This window comes from Kitasatospora sp. NBC_01246 (assembly GCF_036226505.1).
Taxonomy (GTDB): domain Bacteria; phylum Actinomycetota; class Actinomycetes; order Streptomycetales; family Streptomycetaceae; genus Kitasatospora.
In genome coordinates this window covers 1,181,128-1,197,819 of sequence record NZ_CP108484.1, presented here as the reverse complement: position 1 = coordinate 1,197,819, position 16,692 = coordinate 1,181,128, and the positions used below count along the sequence as shown (strand labels likewise).

General features: G+C 73.6%; 12 protein-coding genes. 8 read left to right on the top strand and 4 right to left on the bottom strand.

What is annotated here, in order from left to right; translation table 11 throughout:
- Window positions 1-80: 80 nt before the first annotated feature.
- Window positions 81-1,310: an SDR family oxidoreductase gene (locus tag OG618_RS05375; RefSeq protein WP_329486022.1), complete on the bottom strand. Its 1,230-nt coding sequence runs from the start codon at window positions 1,308-1,310 to the stop codon at window positions 81-83.
- A 335-nt stretch (window positions 1,311-1,645) separates the two neighbouring features.
- A complete protein-coding gene (locus OG618_RS05370) occupies window positions 1,646-2,227 on the bottom strand; it encodes a TetR/AcrR family transcriptional regulator (protein ID WP_329486021.1) in 582 nt (193 codons plus the stop codon).
- Window positions 2,228-2,909: 682 nt separating this feature from the next.
- Between OG618_RS05370 and OG618_RS05365 the strand changes: the two genes are divergently transcribed.
- Entirely contained in the window at window positions 2,910-3,809 is a 900-nt protein-coding gene (locus tag OG618_RS05365; RefSeq protein ID WP_329492018.1) for an aminoglycoside phosphotransferase family protein, read from the top strand.
- Window positions 3,810-3,879: 70 nt separating this feature from the next.
- Window positions 3,880-4,839 (top strand): D-2-hydroxyacid dehydrogenase family protein, encoded by a 960-nt coding sequence (locus tag OG618_RS05360; RefSeq protein WP_329486020.1) that lies wholly within the window; start codon window positions 3,880-3,882, stop codon window positions 4,837-4,839.
- A 102-nt stretch (window positions 4,840-4,941) separates the two neighbouring features.
- Here OG618_RS05360 and OG618_RS05355 read toward each other — a convergent pair whose 3' ends face one another.
- Window positions 4,942-6,534 (bottom strand): M4 family metallopeptidase, encoded by a 1,593-nt coding sequence (locus OG618_RS05355; RefSeq protein WP_329486019.1) that lies wholly within the window; start codon window positions 6,532-6,534, stop codon window positions 4,942-4,944.
- A 447-nt stretch (window positions 6,535-6,981) separates the two neighbouring features.
- Here OG618_RS05355 and OG618_RS05350 point away from each other — a divergent pair, with 447 nt between their 5' ends.
- Window positions 6,982-8,310, top strand: a complete 1,329-nt coding sequence (locus OG618_RS05350) for a hypothetical protein (protein ID WP_329486018.1) — start codon at window positions 6,982-6,984, stop codon at window positions 8,308-8,310.
- 46 nt (window positions 8,311-8,356) lie between these two features.
- Here OG618_RS05350 and OG618_RS05345 read toward each other — a convergent pair whose 3' ends face one another.
- Complete coding sequence (locus tag OG618_RS05345; RefSeq protein ID WP_329486017.1) at window positions 8,357-10,582, bottom strand: amino acid adenylation domain-containing protein; 2,226 nt, start codon at window positions 10,580-10,582, stop codon at window positions 8,357-8,359.
- 277 nt (window positions 10,583-10,859) lie between these two features.
- Between OG618_RS05345 and OG618_RS05340 the strand changes: the two genes are divergently transcribed.
- From OG618_RS05340 to OG618_RS05320, 5 genes are all read left to right on the top strand, one after another.
- The gene (locus OG618_RS05340; RefSeq protein WP_329486016.1) at window positions 10,860-11,684 is read left to right on the top strand and encodes an ABC transporter ATP-binding protein; all 825 of its coding nucleotides are present in this window, start codon (window positions 10,860-10,862) and stop codon (window positions 11,682-11,684) included.
- A gap of 360 nt (window positions 11,685-12,044) precedes the next feature.
- A complete protein-coding gene (gene efeO / locus OG618_RS05335; RefSeq protein WP_329486015.1) occupies window positions 12,045-13,190 on the top strand; it encodes an iron uptake system protein EfeO in 1,146 nt (381 codons plus the stop codon).
- 143 nt (window positions 13,191-13,333) lie between these two features.
- Window positions 13,334-14,659: an iron uptake transporter deferrochelatase/peroxidase subunit gene (efeB, locus tag OG618_RS05330; RefSeq protein WP_329486014.1), complete on the top strand. Its 1,326-nt coding sequence runs from the start codon at window positions 13,334-13,336 to the stop codon at window positions 14,657-14,659.
- A gap of 51 nt (window positions 14,660-14,710) precedes the next feature.
- A complete protein-coding gene (gene efeU, locus OG618_RS05325) occupies window positions 14,711-15,559 on the top strand; it encodes an iron uptake transporter permease EfeU (RefSeq protein ID WP_329486013.1) in 849 nt (282 codons plus the stop codon).
- A 442-nt stretch (window positions 15,560-16,001) separates the two neighbouring features.
- Window positions 16,002-16,649, top strand: a complete 648-nt coding sequence (locus OG618_RS05320; RefSeq protein WP_329486012.1) for an HNH endonuclease family protein — start codon at window positions 16,002-16,004, stop codon at window positions 16,647-16,649.
- Window positions 16,650-16,692: the final 43 nt, after the last annotated feature.

The following is a 16,692-nucleotide window of genomic DNA, read 5'->3' as shown; positions in this document are numbered from 1 at the left end:
CGTCCGCTGCTCGGACGGCGGCAGCACGGTTCACCCCCCGATGCGGCCCGAGCCGGGGGTGAACCGTGCTGCCGACCCGGTCAGCGGCGCCGGTCGCCGAACCCGGTGAACCGGGCGAACCGGCCGAACCTGGCGAACCGGCCGGTTCGGGAAGCGGCGCGATCCGGGTTCGGTCGGCCTGGTGCGCGTGGGCCGGGTGCGAGGGGGTCCGTGGCGGTGGCGGTGGTGCCGAAGCCGTCGGCGACCAGGCGGGTCGCCCAGCGGCGCAGGACGTCGGCGACGGGTGGGTGGTGAAGACCGGCGGCGCGGGCCAGGCGGTCGGCTGACGTGGTGTCGTAGCCGTCCTCCGAGAGGAAGCTGAGCGTCTCGGGGTCGGCGCCGGTCAGCGCGCGGGGCAACCGGCGGACCAGGCCGACCGGGACGAGGGCGCGGGGTGCGGGCACTCCGAGGTGGTCGGCCAGCAGACCGATCAGCTCGGGCAGCGGGGGCGTCGCGGGGTCGAGCACGGTGTGGGAGTGCGCCGGACCGTCGTCGAACTCCGGTACGGCGGCGAGGAACCGGGCCAGGTGGTCGACCGCGACCACCGGCAGGAAGGTCCGCGCCGAACCCGGGAGCAACGGCAGGCGCCGATGGGCGAGTTGGCGGACCAGCTCGGCCAGGCCGAGGTACTGTCCGGCCTCGCCGGTGACCGAATGACCGACCACGCTGCTCGGGTTGACCGTGGTGAGCGGTACGCCGAGGCGGGCGGCCGTGACGCGGACGGCGGCGTCGCCCACCAGTTTGGAGGCCTCGTAGGCGCCGAGGCGGGTGTAGAGCGCGTCGGTCTCGGCGGCCGGGAGTGGGTAGCGCGGCGTGGCGTCCCGGCCGACCCGGTAGCCCGAGAGGTGGACGAGCCGCCGGAGCCCCGGACGGGTGGCGGCCCAGTGCAGCACGTGCAGCGCGCCGTCGACGTTGGCGGCGTCCGCCTCGGTGCGCTCCAGGCCGAACCGGTAGAGGGCGGCGAGGTTGTGGACGTCGCGGATGTCCGTCAGCCGGGCTTCGTCCGTCGGGCCGAGGCCGAGGCCGGGGCGGGTGAGGTCGGCGGCGACGGTGGTCAGTGCGGTGTCGTCGGCGCCGTGCTCGCGGAGCCAGTGGCGCACTTGCCCGTCCCGTGCGGATCCGTGCCCGCCCCGGATGCCGGCGGCCACCGGTTCGCCGCGGTCGAGGAGTTCGAGAACCAGCCAGCGGCCCAGGAAACCGGTCGCGCCGAGGACCAGGGTGCGCGGCAGGGGCTGGGTTAGCCGGTGCTGCGGCGGGGTGGTGGAGTTCATCTGGAGGCCCTTTTCTGTAGACCGGTCTGCATATTTTTGGGAGATGCCTGGGTGGGAGTGAGGCGGCGGGGAGGGCAGGTGAGTATGTAGACCGGTCGGCAGATTTCCAGGCGCGGCCTACGGTGGCGGGAGGGTGAGGGCTCAGATTCGATAGACCGGTCGGTTGATTTCCTCGGTGGCCTGGGGTGGAATCAATGCGTCAGCTGAGATTCGGTAGACCGGTCGGTATATTTTCAGGCGACGATCAAGCGGAGCCGATCGGAGCTCGGCCGACTGCGGGGTCGGGCGGTCCGGTGGGCCGCGCACCTGAGGTCAGGGCGGGCGCGGCCGGTCGGTCACATCTTCTTCGCGCCGAGCAGGTGGCGGACGGCGTGCCGGGCGTCCTCCAGGGGGCGGCGGTCGCGACGCACCCGGGCGAGCAGTACGGCGCCCTCCAGTACGGCGAGCGCCTGGCCCGAAGCGGTCTCCGCCTCGGCGGGGCCGAACCCCTGGGCGGTGAGGCGTTCGGTGAGCACGAGCTGCCAGCTCGCGTACACCTCGGCGCAGACGCGGCGCAGAGGCTCGTTGCTTCCCGCCACCTCCAGGCCCACGGTCGCGACGGGGCAGCCCTTGCTGTAGTCGGACTCCTCCAGGCGGGCGATGAAGACCTCGACGAGCCGGTCGACCAGTGCCGTCGCTTCCGGGCTGCGGCCGACGGGCGTCCGGAGGAGTTCCTCGACCTCCTGCCCGGCCTGGGCGAGGGCGGCGGCGACCAGTTGGTCCTTGCCCTCGGGGAAGTGGAAGTAGAGCGAGCCGCGCGGTGCGCCGCTCTGCGCCACGATCTGGTTGAGGCCGGTACCGAAGTAGCCCTGTGCCTCGATCAGGTTGCGCGTGCCGGCGATCAGCCGGGCGCGGGTCTCTTCTCCCTTGACTCCCATGTGGAAACAGTAGACCGGTCTGTATATTCCTGTCGACCTTCGAGCCGGGTGACCGGTTCATCGGGGGGTCGGGCGTTGACGCCCTGTTGAGCACCGGGCACCGGGTACCGGGCACCGAGCACCGGGCACCAGGTACCGGGGCCCGGGCGGCGCCCTCGGGGTCGCGTACCCCGCCGGCATGTGAACCGGTGCCGTGCGGAGGCGAACCGGCCATTGCGCGCAAGGAATCCACCATGGGTGGCAATCGCACGCCCCATGGTCATGGGCGATTGACGGATCCGTGGCTTCCGGTTCGGTTACGTTCCTAGCCTGTCGGGCATGACACACGGTCACCAGCACCAGGCCGGCCCGGATGTCCACCGGACAGTCGCCCCTCACCCCGACGCCCCTCACCCCGACGCCGCGCCCGCGGCCGGTCCGTCCGGGCGACCGCGCTCGGCTGGTCGTCGCCGGCGCCACGGCCCTCGAACGGGGCTGAGCCGCAGTACACCCCGAGGCCCCGCCGCCCGGGCAGGTCGGCAGGGACGCCGGCGCGACCGGCCGGGCGGCGGCTGGGAGCGGCGGCTGGGAGCGGCGAGGCCGTCAGTGGAGCGGACCCCCGCTGGGTGTGCCGCGCAGCCGCGGTCGCCGGAAAGCGGTTGACGTCCGCCGGCGTCAGGCCGTTCGATTACCTGCCATGAACATGAGTACAGGGCAGATGCATCCCGGCACCTACCCCACGGACGTCGACCTCGTACGGCGGCTGATCGCCGGGCAGTTCCCGCAGTGGGCGGGGCTGGCGGTCGAGCGGTTCCCGTCCGGCGGGACGGTCAACGCGATGTACCGGCTGGGCGACGACATGGTCGTCCGGCTGCCGCTGACGCGGGGCGGGGTCGGCGACGTGCTGCTGGAGCGGGCCTGGCTGCCCCGGCTCGCGCCCCAGCTGCCCCAGCCCGTCCCCGAGGCGCTCGGTGACGGGGTGCCCGCCGAGGGCTTCCCCTGGCCGTGGTCGGTCTACCGGTGGCTGGCGGGGGAGAACCCGGAGGTGGAGGCCCTGAGCGAACCGGTGCTGCTGGCCGAGGACCTGGCCGGGTTCGTGGCGGCGATGCGGAGCATCACCCTGCCCGGTGCGCCACCGGCCCACCGCGGCGGGCCGGTCGCCTCGCTCGACGTGGAGACCAGGGCGGCGATCGAGGAGCTGCGCGGGATCCCGCAGGAGGGTGTCGACTGCGATGCCGCCACGGCCGTGTGGGAGGAGGCGTTGCGGACCCCGGGCTGGGACGGGCCGCCGGTGTGGCTGCATGCCGATCTCATGCCGGGCAACCTGCTGGTGGAAGCCGGCAGGCTGACCTCGGTCATCGATTTCGGCTGCCTGGGGACGGGTGATCCCGCCTGCGACCTGTTCCCGGCGTGGAATCTCCTGCCCGCCCGGGCGCGGGAGGTCTTCCGCGAGGCGCTGGGCGTGGACGACGCGACCTGGATCCGCGGCCGCGGGCGGACCCTCTCGCAGGCGCTGATCGCGCTGCCGTACTACCGGAGCACCAACCCGGCGATGGCACGCAACGCCCGGCACGTGATCCGGACGGTGCTGGGGGAGGTCTGACGCGGTCCCCGGTCGGGTGGACGGCCCGGCCCCTGTCCCCCCGGCCCAACGGGTCTGCGAGAGTGCCGGTATGAAACTTCGCTGCGCCGTACTCGACGACTACCAGGGTGTCGCGACGAGCATCGTCGACTGGTCACCGGTCACCGACCGGGTTGAACTGACCTCCTTCCCAAGACACTTCGGCTCGGAGGACGAACTGGTCGACGCAGTCGCCGACTTCGACATCATCGTGACCTTGCGCGAACGGGTGGCGTTCCCGGCGGCCGTGTTCGCCCGGCTGCCCCGGCTGCGGCTGCTGGTGGCCTCCGGGATGCGGAACACGGTGATCGACTACGCGGCCGCCCGCGCGCACGGGGTGACGGTCTGCGGGACGGCGAGTTCGTCCACGCCGCCGGTGGAGCTGACCTGGGCGCTGCTGCTCGGGCTCGCCCGGGGGATCGTCACCGAGAACGACGCGCTGCGCACGGGCGGCCCGTGGCAGAGCACCCTCGGCGCGGACCTGGCCGGGCGGCGGCTGGGATTGCTCGGGCTGGGCAAGATCGGGGCGCTGGTGGCCCGGGTCGGCCTCGCGTTCGGCATGGACGTGGTCGCCTGGAGCCCGAACCTCACCGAGGAGCGGGCCGCCGAGGTCGGCGTCCGGCGCGCCGCCACCAAGGAGGAGCTGCTGCGGGAGAGCGACTTCGTCTCCGTCCACCTGGTGCTGGGCGACCGCAGCCGGGGCCTGCTGGGCAAGGCCGAGTTCGCGTCGATGAAGCCGCGGGCGTACCTGGTGAACACCTCGCGGGCGGCGATCGTCGACCAGGACGCGCTGCTCGCCGCCCTGGCCGAGGGCCGGATCGCGGGTGCGGCGGTGGACGTCTTCGACGTCGAACCGCTGCCCGCGGACCACCCGTTGCGCACCGCGCCGCGGCTGCTGGCGACCCCGCACCTCGGCTATGTGTCGGGCGACACCTACCGGACGTTCTACGGCCAGGCGGTGGAGGACATCGCGGCGTTCCTGGCCGACTCCCCGGTCCGCGTCCTGGGCTGAGACCCCGGCGGGTCCGGAACGCCGGCCCGGGCACGCCGGGGCGGCCCGTCGCCCCGGGAAACCCCGGGGCGACGGGCCGCCGTTGGTGCGCGGAGCGGGTCGTCAGCTGACCGAGACGGCGCTCCAGGCGGCCGCGACGGCCTTGTACTCGGTGCTGGTCGCGCCGTACAGGTCCTTCGCCGCACTCAGGGTCGCGGTGCGGGCGGCCTTGTAGTTGGTGGTGGAGGTCATGTAGACGGTCAGCGCGCGGTACCAGATCTTGGCGACCTTCTGGTTGCCGATGCCGGTCACCGTGGACTGGTTGCAGGTGGGGCTGTTGTAGGTGAACCCGTTGATGGTCTTGCTGCCGCTGCCCTCGCTGGCGAGGTAGAAGAAGTGGTTGCCGACGCCCGAGGAGTTGTGCACGTCGAGCTGCCCGACCTTGCTGGTCCAGCAGTCGGCGGACCCGCCGTCCAGCGAGGGCTTGTCCATCCGGCGCAGCCACGGCGGGGTGGACTGGTCGCTGAACAGGTAGTCGGGGGTGTCCACCTTGCTGTTGGCGTACCACTCGACCATGGTGCCGAAGATGTCACTGGTGGACTCGTTGAGGCCGCCGGACTCGCCGCTGTAGCGCAGGTTGGCGGTCGCGCTGGTGACGCCGTGAGTCATCTCGTGGCCCATGGTGTCGAGGTCGACCTGCTCCGGGTCCTTGGAGCCGTCGCCGTCACCGGTCATCATGCAGAAGCAGCTGTCGGACCACTGGGCGTTGTCCCAGTCGGTGCCGACGTGCACGAAGACGGTGGCGCCCTTGCCGTCGTTCTTGATGCCGCTGCGGCCGAAGGTGTTCTTGTAGTAGTCGTACGTCCAGGCGGTGTTGGCGTGGGCGTCGACGGCGGCGGTGGCGCGGTCGGTGGAGAACTTCTTCCCGTCGCCCCAGGTGTTGTCCGTGTCGGTGAACAGCGTGCCGGAGCTCGCCTTGAGCGAGCCCGCGGAGACGTTGTGCGCGTCCCTGGTGGTGTGCTTGCGCACCGGGTCGATCAGCGCGAAGCCACCGGACTGCGCGGTGGTGTCGATGGTGATGTCGCCGGTGTACTCGGAGTGGCCGGTGCCGCTGGCCTGGTGCTCGGAGTCGTAGCTCTCGATCTGCTCGCCGGTGGAGGCGTCGGTGACGACGACCTTCCCGGCGGGCTGGCCGTGGTCGCCGACACCGGCGACGGTGGTCTTCCAGGCGAGGCGGGGCGTGCCGTCGGCGGCCCAGACGACCAGTTCGGGGGAGCTGGTCGCGGAGCCGATGGACGGCGCGGACTGGAGGGCGCGGCTCGCGGAGGTCTGCGCCGGGACCTTCGGGACGATGGACGCCACCGCGGCCTCGTGCGCGGCGGCGCGGGAGGAGTCCTTGAGCCGGCCGCGCGCGTCCTGGTGCACGACCAGGTCGCCGCCGACCACGGGCAGGCCCTGGAAGGTGCGGTCGAAGCGGACGTGCTGGGTGCCGTCGGCGTCGATGATGACGTCCTTGACCTGGAGGTCCTGGCCGTCGCCGAAGCCGAACACCCCAGCGTTGTGGGTGACGTTGGCCCTGGCCTGGGCGATCGCGGTGGCGTGGTCGGTGGGGGCGGCCGACGCCGTGGCGGTCTGGAAGGTGGCGGCCACGAGTGCGGCGGTGACCGCTATGGCTCCGGCCGCGAGGTTGCGGCGGTGAGAGGAGATGGGGCTCACTCTGACTCCAGTCGGGGGTAGCTGCAGGGATACGAGCTGGGTCAGAGTTTGACGGTGAACTGACAACGTTGGCTAGATATTTGAAGAGACCTTGACCATTCCGTGTTCTGTCCTGATCGAACTTGATAGGTAGTGAACAAATGCCGCGGGAGCCCACCGTGACGACCCGGTACCTCTGGCGCCGCGCCTTCACCAACGGTGAACTGGCCGCTCTGCATGCGGAGGGGTTCGCCCCCCCCGCCGGCACCGGCCTCCCGCGCCTCTGACCGGTGCCTCTGGCCGGTGCCTCCGGCCGGTGCCTCCGGCCGGTGCCTCCGGCCGGTGCCTCCGGCCAGTCCCCCTGACCCGCCCCTCCGACTGCCCCTCCGCGCGGGACCGGGCGCGAGCGCCGTCGCCCGGTGTCGCCGATCCCCTGCGGGCGGTCCCGCCGGCCCGTACGCTCGCGGGATGGACGGATGGCTGGGCGCCTGGACGGGCGGGCGGCGGGCGGTGCACCTCGGGAACGTCGCCGACTTCAACGAACAGTTCCTCGCGCCGGGGACGGACCCCGACCAGCGGTCCCGGCGCCTGCGGCAGGCACACCACTACGCCGGGATGGCGAGCTGCTACAGCCCCGAGCCCGCGCTGCTGGTCCTGCCGGGGGAGGTCGAGCGGGCCTGGATCGACTGGCTCGCCCGGGAGTTGGAGTGGGGGCCGGTCGAGCTGTACAGCGGGATCGCGCCGGATCGGACGCTCGCCCAGGCCCTCGCCGACCGGCCGGCCCTGGCGGAGCGGATCGCCACCGCCGGTCTCCCGGTGCTGCCGTGGGGACGGACGGCGGCCCAGGGCGAGGGCGCGGAGCTGGCGGCCGTGCGGCGCTACGAGTCCAAGGCCGCCGCGCACGTCCTGTTCACCGAACTGGCCCCGGAACACCACGGGATCGTTGTCCCCCACCAGGAGCAGCCGGGCTCCCGGCGCCGCGCCGCCCGCCGGCTGACCGCCCGCGCGAGCCGCGGCCTCACCACCGTGCTGAAGAGCCCGTACGGCGTCGGCGGCTACGGGACGGTCGTGGTGACCCCGCAGGACGTGTTCGCGGCCGGCGGCGGCCGGGCCCTGCTGCGCCGGCTGACCGGGGCCGAACTGCCGGCGCCCGGTGGGGACGTGCTGCTGGAGGAGTACATCGACGGCGGCCGTGCCGACCGGCTGCGCGACCTCACCTTCGACGCGGTGGTCGGCGACGACGGCCGCGTCCACCCGGTCGGCGTCGGCGAGATGGCGGTGCACGGCACCCGCTACCAGGGGGTGACGGTCGGCCCGGGGGTGGTGCCGGCCGGCGCGGCGGCGATCGCCGAACGGTTCGGCCTCGCGGTCGGCGAGCGGCTCGCCGCCGAGGGCCACCGGGGCTGGTACGACGTCGACTTCGTCACCGACCGGGACCGCCGGCTCGCCCCCACCGAGATCAACCTGCGGCTCACCGGCCCGGCGATCGCCTTCGTGCTGCGGGCCCGGCTGGACCTGGTCCGCGGCCCCGGCCACCTGGTCCGCACCCTGGACGCGCTGCCGCTCGGCGCCCGGATCTCCCAGGAGGCGCTCCACGACCACCTGGACCGGCTGCGCCCGCGCTGCGCCCGCCTCGGCGTGACCGTCCTGCCGCTGGTCGCGACGGCGGGCTACGAGCGGGAGCCCGCCGTCGGACTGGCCCTCGCCGCGCGCGAGGCCGAGGCGCTGGAGGCCGCGCAGGCGCTGATCGGAGCCGGGAACCACGCGCTGGGCCGGATGTTCGAGGCCCTGCGCTGAGGGGTGCCGGACCGGCCGGGCCCGCGTGCCTCGACCCGCCGCCGCCTCACCTCCGCGCGGACGGCGGGTGCCAGGCGAGGAAGCGGACCACGACCACGGCCGCGATCATCAGCGCGACGTTGAAGACGTAGACCAGGAGCGACTGCCGCGACCAGTCCACCGGTGAGCTGGTCCGGTACAGGTTGTCCTGCGGCCACCAGGAGGCCAGCAGCCAGAACACCGACAGGTGGGTGGCGAGCGTGAGTCCCCGCGGCCTGCCGTGCGCGGTGAGCATCGGCCATCCGGCCAGCAGGAACGCCGCGCCCAGCCCGAACGAGAGCCACTCGGCGATGTACAGGACGTGGAAGTAGGAGGCGAAGGGGTCCGGCACCCGGGACAGGTCGGTGGAGCCCGGCCAGAGGGAGTCGGTGAGCAGCCAGGCCGCGAAGGCGAAGGGCAGGGCGATGAGGAGCCAGCCGCAGCCGGACAGGCCGGGCCCGCCGGCGCCGGCCGCCCGGCCGGAGCCGGTCCCCCCGCCCGCGCCCTTGAAGCCGGCGCCCTTGTGACCGGCCGAGCCGCCCGTGCCGGCCTTCCCGGCCCGGGGGCCGGTGGAGTCGCGCGGCGCCGGCAGCGGCAGGGAGCCGCGGTCGAGCTTGCCGGCCCTGGTGCGGGGGAGCGCCGACAGCGGCACCACCGCGGTGGGCAGGTCGCCGACGGGCAGGCGCTTCGTCAGGTAGGCGGAGAGCGACCACGCGTCCGCCCCTTCGGCCTCCGGGTCGATCACCGCGTACCCGACCAGCGCCCGCCGCCCGGGCTCCGGCTCCACCTCGGCGACGGCGGCCTCCCGGACCGCCGGGTGCGAGCGCAGTACGCCCTCGGCGGCCGCGGCCGTGGTGACCCGCTCGACCACGGCGGTGGCCCGGGCGGAGTCGACCGGCCCCACCACGGCCTCGGCGCGGGCCGTGAACTCCAGTACGCCGTCCGCGCGGATCCGCCCGAGGTCGCCGGTCAGCAGGACCCGGCCGTCCGGGTCGAAGGCCGCGGGCCGGAACCGGCGGTCCGTCTCCTCGGGCCGGTTGAGGTAGCCCCGGCCCAGGCCCGCGCCGGCGACCGCGATCTCGCCGACCGTCCCGCTCGGGGCGGGCTCGCCGTCCGGGCCGAGCACATGGACCCGGGCGCCGGGGAACGGCCGGCCGACCAGCGAGACCCGCTCGCTGCCCTCGCCGCCGGTCGCCCCGGCCGCGTCGAAGTAGCTGCTGTCCACGGAGGCCTCGGCGAGGCCGTACACGTTCAGCACCCGGACGTCCGCGCCGAGCAGCCCCTGCAGGCCCAACTGCTCGTCCAGGTACCACTTCTCGGCGCCCACGGTGAGCAGCCGAACACCGGTCAGCGACCCGCCCGAGGCCGTGAGGTGCGCCCGCAGGCGGCGCGCCGTGCGGACGTTGAGCTCCAGCACGGTGATGCCTTCGGCGGCGACCAGGGCCGGCAGGTCGGCGATGTCGGCGCTGCGGTCCAGGGTGAGGTTGCGCGGTGCGACCACCAGGGTGGCGCCGGTGCAGAGCGCGCGCACCCAGTCCGCGGTGAAGACGTCGAACTCCAGGCTCGCCGTCTGCAGGATCCGGTCGGAGGCGCGGAGCCCGTAGACCGAGCGCCAGCCGCGGTAGGCGGCCAGCAGGTTGCGGTGCTCGATCAGCACGCCCCGGGGCAGTCCGGTCGAGCCGGAGGTGAAGAAGACGCAGGCGAGGTCGTCCGGGCCGGTGGCCACCACCGGCGGGCCGGTGGGCAGCGCGGTGACCGCCTCGGTTGCGGCGACGGCCCCGACAGCCCCGACGGCTCCGACCTTCTCGCCCGCTCCGACCGTCGCCGCCTCGCCCGCCCCGGCCGGCGCGTCCACGCAGACGACGGCCCGCCCGCCGGCGTCCGTCAGCCGGACCCGGTGGCTCTCCTCGGTCACCACCACGGCCGGATCGGCCTCCGCGAGCACATGGCGCAGCAGCGGGTCGGGCGCCCCCGGCTCCAGCGGTACGTACGCGCCACCGGCCTTCAGCACGGCGAGCAGGGCGACGAACACCTCGGTGCCCCGGCCCAGCGCCACCGCGGCCCGGCCGCCGGGCTCCAGCCCGGCCGCCGCCAGGTGGCGGGCCAGCCGGTCCGCCCGCGCGTCCAGCTCACCGTAGGTCAGTTCCCGCGCGCCGCAGCGGACGGCGACCGCGTCGGGCGTCTGGCGCGCCTGCTCCTCGAACCGCCCGTGCAGCGTTCCGGCACGCCCCGCCGGTTCCGCGTCCCACCCCATCCGTCCAGCCCCCTTCGCATCGTGCTCCGCTCCGATCCTCCCGCCAACTGCCCGCCACCAACAGGGGCGTGCGGACCGGCCGGTCGGTCCGCGCCCCGGCCCGCCCCCGCGCGCCCCGGAGCGGGGCGACCGCCGGAGCCGGTCCACACCTCGGACACCCCGGGCCGCCGCCGCTCCGACGGTTGTACTCTGCACGCGGACGGCCGGTGCCAGCCCGCCCGGTGCGGCGCCGCGCCCGCACCCTGTCCGGCGCCGATCCCACGGAGGCCCGCCCGCCATGAGCACGTCCGAACCGCTGCCCGCCGGCCCGCTGCTGCGCACCCGGGACGTCGACGTCGTCCGGGACGGCCGCTACCTGCTGCGCGGGATCGACCTCACCATCGAGCCCGGCGAACACTGGGCGCTGCTCGGTGCCAACGGCGCCGGCAAGTCCACGCTGCTGGCGCTGCTCGGCGCGGTCTCCCACCCCACCCGGGGCACGGTGGACGTGCTGGGCCGCCGGCTCGGCCGGGTCGACATCCGCGAGCTGCGCGCCCACCTCGGTCACGTCAACCCGCGCCACCCGCTGCGTTCGCCGCTCTCCGTCCGCGAGGTGGTGCTGACCGGCCTCACCAACACCATCGAACCGGACCTGCACCGCAAGCCGTCCCCCGAGGAGCTCGACCGCTGTGAGCGACTGATCGAGACCCTCGGCATGACGGCCATGGCGGAGTCCCCGTGGCCCACCCTCTCCCAGGGGGAGCGTGGCCGGGCCCTGATCGCCCGCGCCCTGATGCCCAGCCCCCGGCTGCTGCTGCTCGACGAGCCCGCCACTGGGCTCGACCTCACGGCCCGCGAGCTGCTGCTCGACAGCCTGGACCTGCTGCGCCATCAGCACCCCGAGCTGGCCAGCGTGCTGGTCACGCACCACCTGGAGGAGCTGCCGGAGAGCACCACGCACGCGCTGCTGCTGCGTGACGGCGAGTGCGTCGGGGCCGGGCCGGTGGACGAGGTGATGACCACCGAGCTGGTGAGCGCCTGCTTCGGCCACCCGATCCGGATCAGCCGGCACGAGGGCCGCTGGAGCGCCCGCGCGGCCGCCCGCCGGACCCCCGGCCGCTGAGCACCTCGGTGCCCCGGACCCCCGGCCGCTGAGCACCTCGGTGCCCCGGGCGCCCGGCCGCTGAGCACCTCGGTGCCCCGGGCGCCCGGCCGCTGAGCCCGCGCGCCGGGCGGCTCCCGGGCGGGGCGGGGCGTGGGACGGGCCACCGGCGGTGGCCGGAATTGGTCGGTGGGCTGACGGCACCGTGGCCGCCTGGCCCGCCCCCACCTGCGCGGATCGAAGGCGGCCCCGGTGTAGACGGCAAAATCAGATATCCCTAAGGTATGCCTTAGCTAAGTGGGTGGGGGCACCGGTGGCCCCGGTTCCCGTACCCACGCTCAGCCATGCCCGGAACCGCCTGTCCTCCCCGCTGGAGCCCTCATGTCCGCCCGTCGTTCCACCGCAGCCGCGCTGCTCACCCTCGCTGTGGCGACCGCCGCGCTGGCCGGTTGCTCGCAGAAGAAGGACGACAAGGCCTCTGCCGACGCCGTCAAGGTGAACGCCACCGACAGCGCCTGCGAGGTCTCCAAGACCAGCTTCCCGGCCGGCCACGTCGTGATCGACATCGCGAACAAGGGCTCGAAGACCACCGAGGTCTACGTCTACGGCGACGGTGACAAGATCATCACCGAGCGCGAGAACATCGGCCCCGGCACCAAGGCGTCGATCACCGCCGAGATCAAGGCCGGCTCGTACGAGATCGCCTGCAAGCCGGGCATGGTCGGCGACGGCATCCGCCAGAAGATCACCGTCACCGGTGACGCCGCCTCCTCCGGCGCCTCGACCGACCCGCGGCTGACCGCCGCCGTGGACGCGTACCGCACGTACGCCCAGGAGCAGGCCGACGCCACCATCCCGGTGGTCACGCAGTTCGCCGACGCGATCAAGGCCGGGGACCTGGAGAAGGCCAAGTCGCTCTTCGCGCCGTCGCGCACCGGCTGGGAGCGCACCGAGCCGGTCGCCGAGAGCTTCGGCGACATCGACCCGAAGACCGACACCCGCGAGGACGGCCTGGAGCCCGGCCAGGAGTGGACCGGCTGGCACAAGCTGGAGAAGTCGCTCTGGGCCGACGCCAGGATCGGCGACGACGAGAAGAAGCTCGCCGACCAGCTGGTGACGGACCTGAAGGACTGGCAGACGAAGATCCCGGCGGCCGAGATCACCGCGACCAGCATGGCCAACGGCGCCAAGGAGCTGCTGGACGAGGTCGCCACCGGCAAGATCACCGGCGAGGAGGACCGCTACAGCCACACCGACCTGGCGGACTTCGCCGCCAACGTCGAGGGCGCGCAGAAGGCCTACGAGCTGCTCAAGCCGGTCGCCTCGGAGAAGGACGCCGAGCTGGCCAAGACCCTGGACGCGGAGTTCACCGCGATCCAGGCACTGCTGGCCAAGTACAAGCAGGCCGACGGCGGTTACACCTCCTACGACAAGGTCACCGAGGCCGAGCGCAAGACCTTCTCCGACGCGGTGAACTCGTTGGGCGAGCCGCTGTCGAAGCTGGCCGCCGCGGTCGTCGTCAAGTAACGGTCGACACGCAGTACCGGTCGACAAGCAGGACCCCAGGAGGTGTCGGCTCCCGTAGCCGGGTTAGCCTCCACCACATCGCCGTGGCGGCCCCGTGGCCGCCACGGCATCCGTGAGTCAGCGCAGAGAAGGGCCGCCCGTCGATGGACGCCGAGAACCAGCAGCAGAGCGGGACGCCGGCCGGCACCGACGCCGACGCCGCCGCGAGTGGGCGGGGCGGCGCCGACCGCGGCCCGATCAGCCGCCGGGCCGTGATCGGCTGGGCGGGCGCGGGCGTCGCGATCGGCGCCGCCGGGGTCGGCTCGGTGGCCGCCGCCACCCGGCAGGACGACGACACCCCCGCGCCGGCGGCCACCCCCGCGAACATCCCCTTCTACGGCGAGCACCAGTCGGGCATCGCCACGCCCGTCCAGGACCGGCTGCACTTCGCCGCGTTCGACGTCTCGGCGACCGCCACCCGCGAGTCGCTGGTCAAGATGCTCAAGGAGTGGTCCAAGGCGGCCGCCGCGATGACGGGCGGGCGCGAGGTCGGCACCGGCGCCGCCAGCGGCCTGCCCGAGGCACCGCCGGACGACACCGGCGAGGCCCTGGGCCTGCCCGCCTCCCGGCTCACCCTCACCATCGGCTTCGGCCCCGGCCTGTTCGAGAAGGACGGCGTGGACCGGTTCGGCCTCAAGGCCCGGCGCCCCGAGGCCCTGATCGACCTGCCGAACTTCAAGGGCGACAAGCTCGACCCGCAGCGCAGCGGCGGCGACCTCTGCGTCCAGGCCTGCGCCGACGACCCGCAGGTCGCCGTGCACGCGATCCGCAACCTGGCCCGGATCGGCATGGGCACGGTCAACATCCGCTGGTCGCAGCTCGGTTTCGGCAAGACGTCCTCGACCACCCCGGACGCGCAGACCCCGCGCAACATGATGGGGTTCAAGGACGGCACCCACAACATCGCCGGCAGCGACACGGCGAAGCTCGCCGAGCACGTCTGGGTCGCCCCCGGCGAGGGCCCGGACTGGATGACCGGCGGCTCCTACCTGGTCGCCCGCCGGATCCGGATGCACATCGAGACCTGGGACCGTACCTCGCTCAAGGAGCAGGAGGACGTCTTCGGCCGCACCAAGGGCGAGGGCGCGCCGTACGGCAAGCCCAAGGAGCACGACGCGCCGGACCTCAAGGCGATGCCCGAGGACTCCCACGTGCGCCTGGCCCACCCGGACAGCAACAGCGGCCTGATGATCCTGCGCCGCGGCTTCTCCTTCACCGACGGCACCGACGGCCTCGGCCGCCTGGACGCCGGCCTGTTCTTCCTCGCCTACCAGCGGGACAGCCGCAAGGCGTTCGTCCCCCTCCAGCAGCGCCTCGCCTCCAGCGACAAGCTCAACGAGTACATCCAGCACGTCGGCTCCGCCCACTTCGCCTGCCCGGCGGGCGTCCGCAAGCCCGGCGAGTGGTGGGGCCAGGCCCTCTTCGGCTGACCTGGCGCTCCCGCCCACCCGCGTACCACCTCTTCACCCCCAGGAGCCAGCGTGTTCGGCAACTACCTGATCGGCCTGCGCGAGGGCCTCGAAGCGAGCCTCGTCGTCTGCATCCTGATCGCCTATCTGGTCAAGACCGGCCGCAAGGACAAGCTCCTGCCGGTCTGGTCGGGCGTGGTGGCGGCCGTCGTCCTCAGCATGGCCTTCGGCGCCGTCCTGCAGTTCGGCTCCTCGCAGCTGAGCTTCGAGGCGCAGGAGGCGCTCGGCGGCTCGCTGTCGATCATCTCGGTCGGTCTGGTCACCTGGATGGTGTTCTGGATGCGGCGCACCGCCCGGCACCTGAAGACCGAGCTGCACGGCAAGCTGGACGCGGCGATGGCGATGGGCACCTTCGCGCTGGTGGTCACCTCCTTCCTGGCCGTGGGCCGGGAGGGGCTGGAGACCGCGCTGTTCATCTGGTCGGCGGTGCAGGCCACCGACGACGGCTACAACCCCGTGATCGGCGCGGCCCTGGGCCTGGCCACCGCGGTGGTGCTCGGCTGGCTGTTCTACCGGGGCGCGCTGAGGATCAACCTGGCGAAGTTCTTCACCTGGACCGGCGCCATGCTGGTCGTCGTCGCGGCCGGTGTGCTCGCCTACGGCGTGCACGACCTCCAGGAGGCCGGCTGGCTCGGCGGCCTGCACAGCCAGGCCTTCGACATCAGCAGCACCATCCCCAAGGACAGCTGGTACGGCACCCTGCTGAAGGGCGTCTTCAACTTCCAGCCCGACCCGACCGTCCTCCAGCTGGTCGTCTGGGCGGCCTACCTGATCCCGACCCTGGCGATCTTCTTCGGTCTCTTCGGCGGCCGCCCGGCCAAGCCGCTCGCGAACGCCGGACCGGCGAAGACCGCCGCCTGACGGCCCACCGGCGGCCACCCGCACAGCAACCGCACAGCACCCGAACCGCCCCGCCCGGCCCCCGCCGGACGGGGCGGTTCGGCATGTCCGGGGTCCCGTCCGGCCACGGTGCCGCGGACTGCCGCGCTACCGCGGCGGCCCGTACGCCAGGAGGAGGACCGCGAGGGCGGCGGGACCGATCCCCGTCATCACCCCCGGGGGCGCCGCCCGGCGTGCCGGCCGCCCGCTGCTCCCCCCGCGTACGGCACCGCACAGCGCCGTGCGGCCGCGCCCCGCGCCGCGCGGCGCCCGCGTGGTACCCCGCGCCGAGCTGACCACCAGTCAAAAAGTTCATCCCAGGGTCTACCCGCGTAAACCCCCGACGCGCCATGCTGGTTGCCAGCCCGGGCCGCTTCCGCCCGGGGGCTTCCGCCTGCCCGCACACCGACCCTGGAGTCCCCGTATGCCTGCGATACGCACGCCGCACCGCGCCCTGCCGGCCGCCCTCGGCGCCCTGCTGCTCGCCCTCACCGCGCTGCTGGCCGGCGCCGGCACCGCCCAGGCCGCCCTGCCCACCCCGGTCTCGGCCGCGACGGCCCGCACCTACCTGGCCTCCATCGCGACGGGCGCCGAGACCCACGACGACACCTACGACCGGACGCTGTTCCCGCACTGGATCACCATCGCCGGCACCTGCAACACCCGGGAGACCGTCCTCAAGCGCGACGGCAGCGGCGTGGTCACCGACTCCGCCTGTGCCTCCGTCAGCGGCACCTGGTCCTCGGTCTACGACAACGCGACCACCACCAACGCCTCCTCCTTCGACATCGACCACCTGGTGCCGCTGGCCGAGGCCTGGCGCTCCGGTGCCTGGGCGTGGACGACGGACCAGCGCAAGGCCTTCGCCAACGACCTGACCCGCCCGCAGCTGCTGGCCGTCTCCGCGAGCTCCAACCGCTCCAAGGGCGACCAGGACCCGGCCCACTGGCTGCCGCAGACCTCCTACCGCTGCACCTACGCCCGCGCCTGGGTGCAGGTGAAGTACTTCTACGGCCTCTCCGTGGACACCGCCGAGAAGAGCACCCTCTCCTCGATCCTCAACGGCTGCTGACCGGACCCACCGCTGACGAATCGTTCATGCACAGAGCTCCGCC